Here is a 7,939-nt window from a genome sequence, read left to right as displayed (position 1 = left end):
CGCTCAGCCAGCACTACCGGCTGGCCAATGCCCGCGCGTCCATGCTCGTGCTGGAGTCCGAGGGCGACTACACGCGCTACGCCGTCCGCGACGAGCAGGTGGACCTGGCGAACCTGGAGTCGCTGCGACGCCGGGAGGAGGACCAGCGCCGGGACAAGCTCCTGGGCATCGCGCTGGATGACGTGCCCGAAAGTGGGCGCGCGGTGGTGACCCGGCTGGCCGAGCAGAAGGCGGCGCTCCAGCCGCTGCTGAAGCGCCAGCCGCTGCGGGACGCGCCCTACGCGGGTGGTGACGAGCGGCTCCAGGCGGAGCTGGCCTACCGCAAGGCGCGCCAGGAGAACCGGGACGACGTGATGATCTACGAGGCCGTGGCGCGCAGGCGCGCCTTCTCGGGAGACACGTGGGGCGCGGTGCGGGCGCTCTCGTCACCGGTGGAGCTGCGCTCGCAGGACGCGGAGGCGCTGCGGTTGGTGGGGTACGGGCTGCTGGCGCTGGGACAGTACCCGGCGGCGGCGGAACTCTTCGAGCACGTGCGCCTCAGCCGTCCCTTCGAGCCCCAGGCGTTCCTGGAGGAGGCGCTCGCGCTGGATGCGGCGGGGCGCTATTCGGAAGCGGCCCGGAACTACGAGATCGTGCTGGCGCGCCCCTGGAAGCGGCATGGCGGCGAGGTGCGGACGGTGGCGGGCTTCCACTACGCGCGGATGCTGGCGGGCCTGGAGCGCCAGTCGAAGCTCGCGGGGGTGGCCGCGGTGCTCAAGGCGCGCCGCGTGGAGCTGCCGGGGCCCGACGGCGTGGCGACGTTCGCGGATGCCCAGCCCATCGACTACCAGCTCACCACGCACTGGAACTCGGACAGCACGGACATCGACCTGTGGGTCATCGAGCCGAATGGGGAGAAGTGTTTCTACCAGCACAAGGACACGCGGCTGGGAGGGAAGCTGTACTGGGACATCACGGACGGCCTGGGGCCGGAGCTGTACCACGCGCGCAAGGCGGCCCCGGGGCCGTACCACGTGGTGGTGCACTACTACGGCAACAACTCGGCGCGGTACGTGGTGCCCACGGCGCTGCTGCTCGTGAGCGACCGGGGCGTCTTCACCGCCGACGACATGGCCCAGCGCCGCTTCCAGGTGCGCATCCTGCCCAAGAATGACTCGCGTCTGTTGCTGCGGCGCGAGGAGCTGGTGGCGATGGGGAAGGACGGCGTGTCGGCGCAGCCCGCGCCCTGAGGTCCGCTTCCTACGGCACCCGGGACCTGGCCCTCCTGAGAAGCAGCTCGGTCCGTGGGGGGCCCGCATCTGGCCAAGAAGCGATGGAGTGGAGTACGACGGTGGGGGTCTGCGAATGGGGGGCTGAGATGGTCTTGAAGGTCATGCGGAAGAGCTGGAGTGTCCACGTCCTGCTAGCGAGGTGACGTGGACGTTGCCCGCATGCCCGCCCGCGGGCACCGCCCTCACTGTCACCGCCACCCTCACCAACAGCGCTGGCCTCATCACCTCGCAGGTCTTCACCCTCTCCTCCCATCCCTGCCCGGTTCCCAGGGTGGACGCCGCCGGGGACTCCTCGCTGATACTGCGCGGCGACGGCACGGTCTGGGGTTGGGGTGAAAACCTCTCCGGCAGGCTCGGCCAGCAGCCGAATGGACGTCCACTGACGCCCGTGCCGGTGGCCGGGATGACAGGGGCCACCGCGCTTGCCGCGGGCGAGGAGCACTCGCTGGCGCTGCGCGCCGACGGCACCGTCTGGGCCTGGGGTTCCAACCAGAACGGTCAGCTGGGCGATGGGACCGCCGTGCTCGTTCCGGCGACGGTCGCATTCCCCTGAGGACAGTCACTCCCAGGTCGTGAGCCCCGTGGGGGCCCGCGCGAGTTGCCGGGTCTCCCAGGGCTCACGTCACCGCGGCGCACCGGGTGCGGTGGGCCCTGCTGAAGGACAGCGGACTGCTGTCAGCGCTTCCGTGAATTCGCGTCGCCGGCCCTGCGCGCCACGCAGCAATCACAGTCATTCAGGCGTCCCCCGGCAAAGTCAGCCGCTTTCGGGCCCTGGATGGCCCCCATCCACTTGCCTTTCCAGTGACCGCGAGGAGTCTCACGGCGAAGAGAGGGCTGGGCGCCCCCGTCGCGAACGCACCACCACGATAAAAGGGAGCGCATTCTGAGCGCATGTCGCTCCCCTTGATCAGTAGCGTGAGGATCGAACCGTGAGCCATGCGTGGGGTTGCCACGCGGCGGGGAGGGTAGCACGGAAAGCCAGCGGAGCGGGGCCGGGGAGGGATGAAGCCCGCTGGAAGCCGCTGTGTCGTCCGTGACGTGGTGAGGCATGACCCCTGGTGGAGTCACTTGCACCCCGCTGTTTCTGTGATTGACGCACCCTGACGACTGGTTTTGTCAGCCAGTTCAGCGCTGGCCACCTATTCCATGCTCTCCGGTAGGCGTATGCTTTTCATCTGTCCTGGTGTGGACAGACCCACTGTCGATGAGTGGGGGAGCCAACAGCGAAGGGTGCACATGCAATGGAATGACTTGCGGTTGAAGGCCGGGTCGGCTCGGTCGTGGTGTGTCCTGGGGGCCCTGTGGGCGGTCAGCGGCTGCGTCGGAGAGTCAGCGCCGACCGAAGCCGTGAATCCCGCGGTGCAGGCCCAGACCGCCCAGGCGGACAAAGAAGAAGAAGAGGAGGAGGGCAAGAGCATCGACATGAAGGAGCTGCCCTTCGAGGATGCGGAGAAGACCACCAAGGTCTTCGTGCAGCTGCTCAAGGAGCCCACCTCCCTCGAGGAGGACGTCGCGGTCAACGTGAGGCTCAGCGAGCCCTCCAACCCGGAACTGGCGGACAGCCTGGTGCGCGTGGTGGGCAGCTCCAGCAATCCCGTGGTCCTCTTCCGCTCCGATGCGTTGGGTAAACTGGGACAGATCACCGACAGCCCCGGCAGTGACTTCTTCACCCAGTTCGCCAGGCTCCCCGTGGAGGAGCTGGAGCGCCGCGCGCAGAACGAGAAGGATACCTCCGCCGGCAAATTCGGGGAGGTGACCAGCGAGTCCCTGGTCTTCCAGGGGCGCCAGGTTGTCGCCCGCACGGAGGGGACCGCCGTGTCCCTCTCTCGCTTCTCCGGTGGCGCGCTCACCCCCCTCAGCGTGTGTCCGCTGCGGCCCGTCTCCACCCAGGCCGCCTGGGGCAAGGCGCTGCTCATCACCGACCCGGCCGTCGTGCAGGATTCCCAGCGCACCTGGGACCCGTGCACGGGCGCTGGCACCCAGGGCGGCGCCTGGACCTTCGCGCACCTCATCCGCGAGCTGGCGAACGGCTCGGGCAAGACGCCCGACCTCTTCGTGAAGGACTGGCTGTCGCTCTGGCTCAACAACTACACCGTCAATGGCGACGTCGTGCTCGCGCGCACCGCCATGTACGCCCAGGTCATCCAGCCCTGGGCCAACGCCAGCGGCGTGTCGTCCGCCCTGACCACCAATCCCAGCACGGGGCGCAGGGAGGTCCTGTTCGGCGGGCCGCTCAACCTGAACATCTCTCCGTTCCGCCTGCTGGCCATCGTCAACCGTGTGGACCTGAGCAGCAGCACGGGCGGCGGCTATGGCGGCTCGTCCAGCGCGGGTGAGCTGCGCTTTGTCTTCGGTGTCACCCGGCCGTCGCCATGGGGCGCTGGCACGGAGGCCTCCTGCGGCCTCCGGCCCTTCACCGTCATCTTCGAGTACGGCGTGCCCCGCTCGGGCTGCAGTGCGGTGATTGACTGGGCCCGGCAGTGGAGGGATCTGAGCACCCACTCCACGTTCGACACCGGCTACCTCACCCAGCTCCAGACGATGACGGAAAGCGTCGTCCTCCATGGCAAGGCGCCGTCGAAGGGCAACCAGAACGCCCTCAATCAGATCCGCACCAACGAGAACACGCTCAACGCCCAGTGGGAGCTGCGCGAGTTCACGCTGACCAACGAGAACCCCTCCACCAACACCGACACGCCCGCCAGCGGCGTGCTCCGGCCGCACACGGTAGCGCTGACGCCGGATGACGCCACCCACAACTCCAACACCGACCCGGATGTCAGCGCCTTCGTGCTGTCCACCGTCAGGAGCTCCGAGCCGTTGCCGGTGCTCATTCCCACGAAGTGCTCGTCCAGCTACAGCATGCCGTTCAGCTTCAATGGCTCCTCCTTCCGCGGCGGCAACTCGCTGGTCCGTTCGCCCAACTTCTGGAGGGCCAGTGGCGCCAGTTCGAGCGATGCCGGGGACGTGTGCGCGCGCAGGGAGTTCTCGCTCAACACCTGCAATGGCTGCCACTTCGGGGATACCGGCACCACGAACCTCGCCAACACCACCAACCTGTCGTTCACGCACATCAGCCCCACCTCCGGCATCCCGGCGAGGCAGTCGAAGTTCCTCACGGGTGGCGGTGTCGGCTTCATGTTCAGCGTCGCGGACACCCAGTTTGGCAGCGGCGTGGCGACCTGGCAGTACGCGGACATGGAGCGGCGCTACCAGCGCCTCTTCGACCTGGCCACCTGTTCCACCTGCAGCCAGGTCTTCCAGCTGAGCCCGTCCTTCCTGAGCCGGATGCAGGAGATCGCTGGCGTCGTGCCCTTCGATCCGTTCATCGCGGAGGAGAAGCCGCCGTTCGCGGTGGGCGCCATCCGCAGCCTCGATCAAGTGCAGAAGCTCCTCGATGTCCGCAAGGAGTTCAAGACCGGCAGGGTGAACGACGCGGAGGTCGGCGTCTTCCAGCCTTCCGACATCTTCGTTCACTGACGAAGTGAAGCCACGCGGCCCTGGGGCGACATGCTCCAGGGCCGTCTGTTTGTGTGGGCAACCCACGAAGATCCGAGCCGCCGTCAAGAGGGCGCTCGCCATGCAGGTGGCGCCAGCGGACGCGGGCACCGGCCTCTATCTCACGCACGAGTGATGGGTGATATTCGTGCATCAGTGGACCCGCCGACGCGGGGACTGGAGGCACTTCGCATGGGACGGCTCATCCTGTTTGTGCTGGGCGTGGCGGTATTGGCGGGGGTGGCGTACTACGCGACGCAGCCGGGCGCGGGGTCCACGAAGATGGCGGGCCAGGACGCGGCCCGGCGCCTGGACAACGTGCGCCAGAAGGCGAAGGAAATCGAGGCCGAGCAGCGCCAGCACCTCGACGAGACGATGCAGAAGGCCTCGGGCGAGGACTCGCGCTAGCTCGCAGCCCTCGGCGGACGCCTGGAGGCTGCTTCGTGCGAGTGGTGCCGTGGACTTCCCGTCACCGGTACGCCAATCGGCCAGTTCCGCGGCGAGATCGAGACCCACGGGCAGGTGGTGAGCCACTTCCTGCACGTGGTGCAGGCCAAGGATGCGGCCGGCGGCGCGGCTCTGCAGCTCACGCTCGGCGAGACGTCGACCTCGTACACGGTGACGCTGATCCACCCGACCCGCGCCGAGCCAGGCTCCAGGCACGCGTACCCCATGGCCCAGCCCATCAATGCGAAGGCCAAGAAGGCCGTCGCCGCCGAGCTCACCGGCGCCTGACGTCCGTCCGCAGGCTGGAGGCGCAGCGTCAGGAGCTGAAGCCCACCCGCAGGATGTCCATGTTGATGTCCACGATGCGCCCGTTCCTGGGCGCGTCGCCCCACGGCAGGCTGGACTGGCCGCCGAGATCCAGCTCCTTGCGTTGCTGGTTCCAGCTGTAGCCCACGGCCGCGCCGAACACCGCGGCGAGATAGAAGTTCGAGCGTGCGAACGTCTTCCGGTAGCCCAGGTCGAGTCCCAGGGTGAGCTGGCCTCCTGTCGTGCTTCGATTGGCGGGCTCGCCCTGGTCGGCTTCGGGCCGGTCCTGCTCGTTGCTCACCATCCAGCCTTGACGGTGGATGCCTCCCTCGTGGCCTACGCGAAGACCCGGGCGAGAACTGTCTCGACATTTGAAGGCCTCAGCGAGGGCCACCGAGGACTCGACCACAAGTACGGTGAGAACCTCTATTGGGCTGGGAGTTCAACAAACGCGGAGCAGTCCACCCAGGTTGTGACTGCCGCCGTCAAAGCCTGGTACCAGGAAACATGATGGGGGACTTCCAGAAGAACGTCCTGCCCAAGTGACCTCGATCCACCTGGCGCCCGCGACGTCACCGTGATCACCTTGTTGCTCCCCCTTCTGAACCACCCCAGGATGACCCATGTCCCATCTCCATCGTCGTCGCGGGTCCGCCGCGGCCCTGTCGCTGGCGGGTTTGTTGATGCTCGCCGGTTGTGAGCCGGAGGCCCGCGAAGCCGCCTCGGTCCCTCGTGAATCCCTTGCTGCCACTGCGGCTCCGCTGGCCCTCGGACTCGGCGGGGATACCGCCTGCGTCTGGGGAAGCCCGGACTGCAATCTGTGCAGCCCCGACGTGCCGCTTCGCTTCCAGGAGCTGCGGGATCACGGCGAGGTGCTGGGCTTCCATCCCGGACCGTTCAACCTCAACGTGGCCTACCCGAGCAGCAACCATTGGGAAGGCATCCAGCGACTGTCGACCCTCTCGGGCCGCCTCCTCGTCCTGTCGAAGCGGGATGACACACCCGGGGGAAACGTGGGGCACCTGGTGCACATGGCCACCCGCAACGGGGAGGGGAGGCGCTTGCGTTCCAACCGGCTGGCCTTCTCCATCAAGCAGCCCGAGGACACCGCGCCGCCGGGTGGGGACGCAGCGGTGGCGGCGCTGCCGGTGCTCGAAGGCTACCGCCACGGCGGCGGCATGCAGGCGGCGGGCAACATCCTGGCGCTGCCCATGGAGGAGGGGCCCGGCCTGGGGCGCATCGCGCTCTATGATTACAACCAATCCCTGACGCCAGGCCCGTTCGCCTATGTCCAGGGGGACACGGCGACCGCGGGCACGGCCTCGCTCACGAAGCTGTCGGATGGACATTTCCTGCTCCTGCTCGGGCAGGTGGACGCGAACAAGCTCGAGGTCTTCCGCTCCACGCAGACGGACATCCGCTCCGCGGCCAACCAGTGGCAGCGCGTGGACACGTGGCAGAAGTCGGAGCTGCCGGATGGGCAGTGGGGCGCCTTCCAGAACCTCAACTTCGTGACGGACTGCAATGACTCACAACTCTACCTGGTGGGCACGCGGCTGGGAGGCCTGCGCTGGGGCGCGGTGAGCGACGACTACGCCCACCTGTACCGGGTGCACCTGGACGGCCACATGCGCCTGGAGCACGTCGCCTCCAAGCACATGTACTGCAGCAACGATGGTTCGCGGCAGTGCAACCTGGACGCCGCCGCGGGCCTCTTCGTGGGCCCCGACCGCAGCCTCATCCTCTACGCCACCGAGCACGCGGATGACGGCCCCGGTTCGACGGTGAAGATGGTGGAGTTCCGCAGCATCTGGGCGGACACCTTCTGCCGCGCGGACCTCCAGCGCGCCTATGTCGACTTCTACGACGACTCCAACTTCAGCGACCGCGGCGTCATCTTCGACTCCGAGGACCAGGGCCTGAAGAACTGGGCGCGCTTCGACGACGTCGACGGGTTCAACGACAAGGCCTCCGCGGTCCGCTGGTGCATTCCCCCGGGCTCTCGGGTGCGGCTCTACAGCGACTCGAACTACAAGGGCAGCTTCAAGGACCTCGTGGGCGACGGCACGCTCCACGAGGTCAACCTGAACAACTGGGGTTTCGGCGACAAGGTGTCCGCCGCGCGTTGGCTGAACTGGTGACAGGGGGAGGCTGCTCACTGAGCTCCCGGGCCCTGGCCGGATACTTGCTGGAGAAGGCGACGGCTCCTGAGCCGTTGCAGAGCAAGGCCCCTTGAATCGAGCCACCGGCCCGTCAGGTTGTCATCCTGGCGGGCCCGGGGGTGTGTCATTCCGGCACGGGCTTTCGTGGGAAGGAGATCGCTGGTGTTCACCGCATTCGACTTGTTTCGGGTGCTGTCGGTCCTGGCGGGCGCGGGTGTGGGCGCATTCGTGGGGCACGGCCTCCTGGGATGGGTG

7 protein-coding genes are annotated in these 7,939 nt (G+C 67.7%); 6 read left to right on the top strand and 1 reads right to left on the bottom strand.

Annotated elements, in window-relative coordinates; translation table 11 throughout:
* The 5 genes from D7V93_RS31880 to D7V93_RS31860 form a co-directional block, all read left to right on the top strand.
* Window positions 1–1,229: DUF2135 domain-containing protein (locus D7V93_RS31880; protein ID WP_120646969.1), on the top strand; the 1,229-nt coding region annotated here is incomplete at its 5' end.
* Window positions 1,230–1,422: 193 nt separating this feature from the next.
* On the top strand, window positions 1,423–1,824 hold the full coding sequence (locus D7V93_RS31875) for an RCC1 domain-containing protein (RefSeq protein ID WP_244237637.1): 402 nt from the start codon (window positions 1,423–1,425) through the stop codon (window positions 1,822–1,824).
* Between the two features lie 794 nt (window positions 1,825–2,618).
* The gene (locus tag D7V93_RS31870; protein ID WP_208723223.1) at window positions 2,619–4,751 is read left to right on the top strand and encodes a hypothetical protein; all 2,133 of its coding nucleotides are present in this window, start codon (window positions 2,619–2,621) and stop codon (window positions 4,749–4,751) included.
* 210 nt (window positions 4,752–4,961) lie between these two features.
* Window positions 4,962–5,177: a hypothetical protein gene (locus tag D7V93_RS31865; RefSeq protein ID WP_120646968.1), complete on the top strand. Its 216-nt coding sequence runs from the start codon at window positions 4,962–4,964 to the stop codon at window positions 5,175–5,177.
* Between the two features lie 117 nt (window positions 5,178–5,294).
* The gene (locus tag D7V93_RS31860; protein WP_147451442.1) at window positions 5,295–5,504 is read left to right on the top strand and encodes a hypothetical protein; all 210 of its coding nucleotides are present in this window, start codon (window positions 5,295–5,297) and stop codon (window positions 5,502–5,504) included.
* A gap of 28 nt (window positions 5,505–5,532) precedes the next feature.
* On the opposite strand, the gene D7V93_RS31855 is transcribed toward D7V93_RS31860, so the two are convergent.
* Complete coding sequence (locus tag D7V93_RS31855; protein ID WP_120646966.1) at window positions 5,533–5,826, bottom strand: hypothetical protein; 294 nt, start codon at window positions 5,824–5,826, stop codon at window positions 5,533–5,535.
* 529 nt (window positions 5,827–6,355) lie between these two features.
* On the opposite strand from D7V93_RS31855, the gene D7V93_RS31850 reads away from it, so the two are divergent.
* Window positions 6,356–7,663: a hypothetical protein gene (locus D7V93_RS31850; protein WP_120646965.1), complete on the top strand. Its 1,308-nt coding sequence runs from the start codon at window positions 6,356–6,358 to the stop codon at window positions 7,661–7,663.
* Window positions 7,664–7,939: the final 276 nt, after the last annotated feature.

This window comes from Corallococcus llansteffanensis (assembly GCF_003612055.1).
Taxonomy (GTDB): Bacteria; Myxococcota; Myxococcia; order Myxococcales; family Myxococcaceae; genus Corallococcus; species Corallococcus llansteffanensis.
Note: the sequence above shows the minus strand (reverse complement) of the source record. Positions and strands in the feature narration are given on the sequence as shown.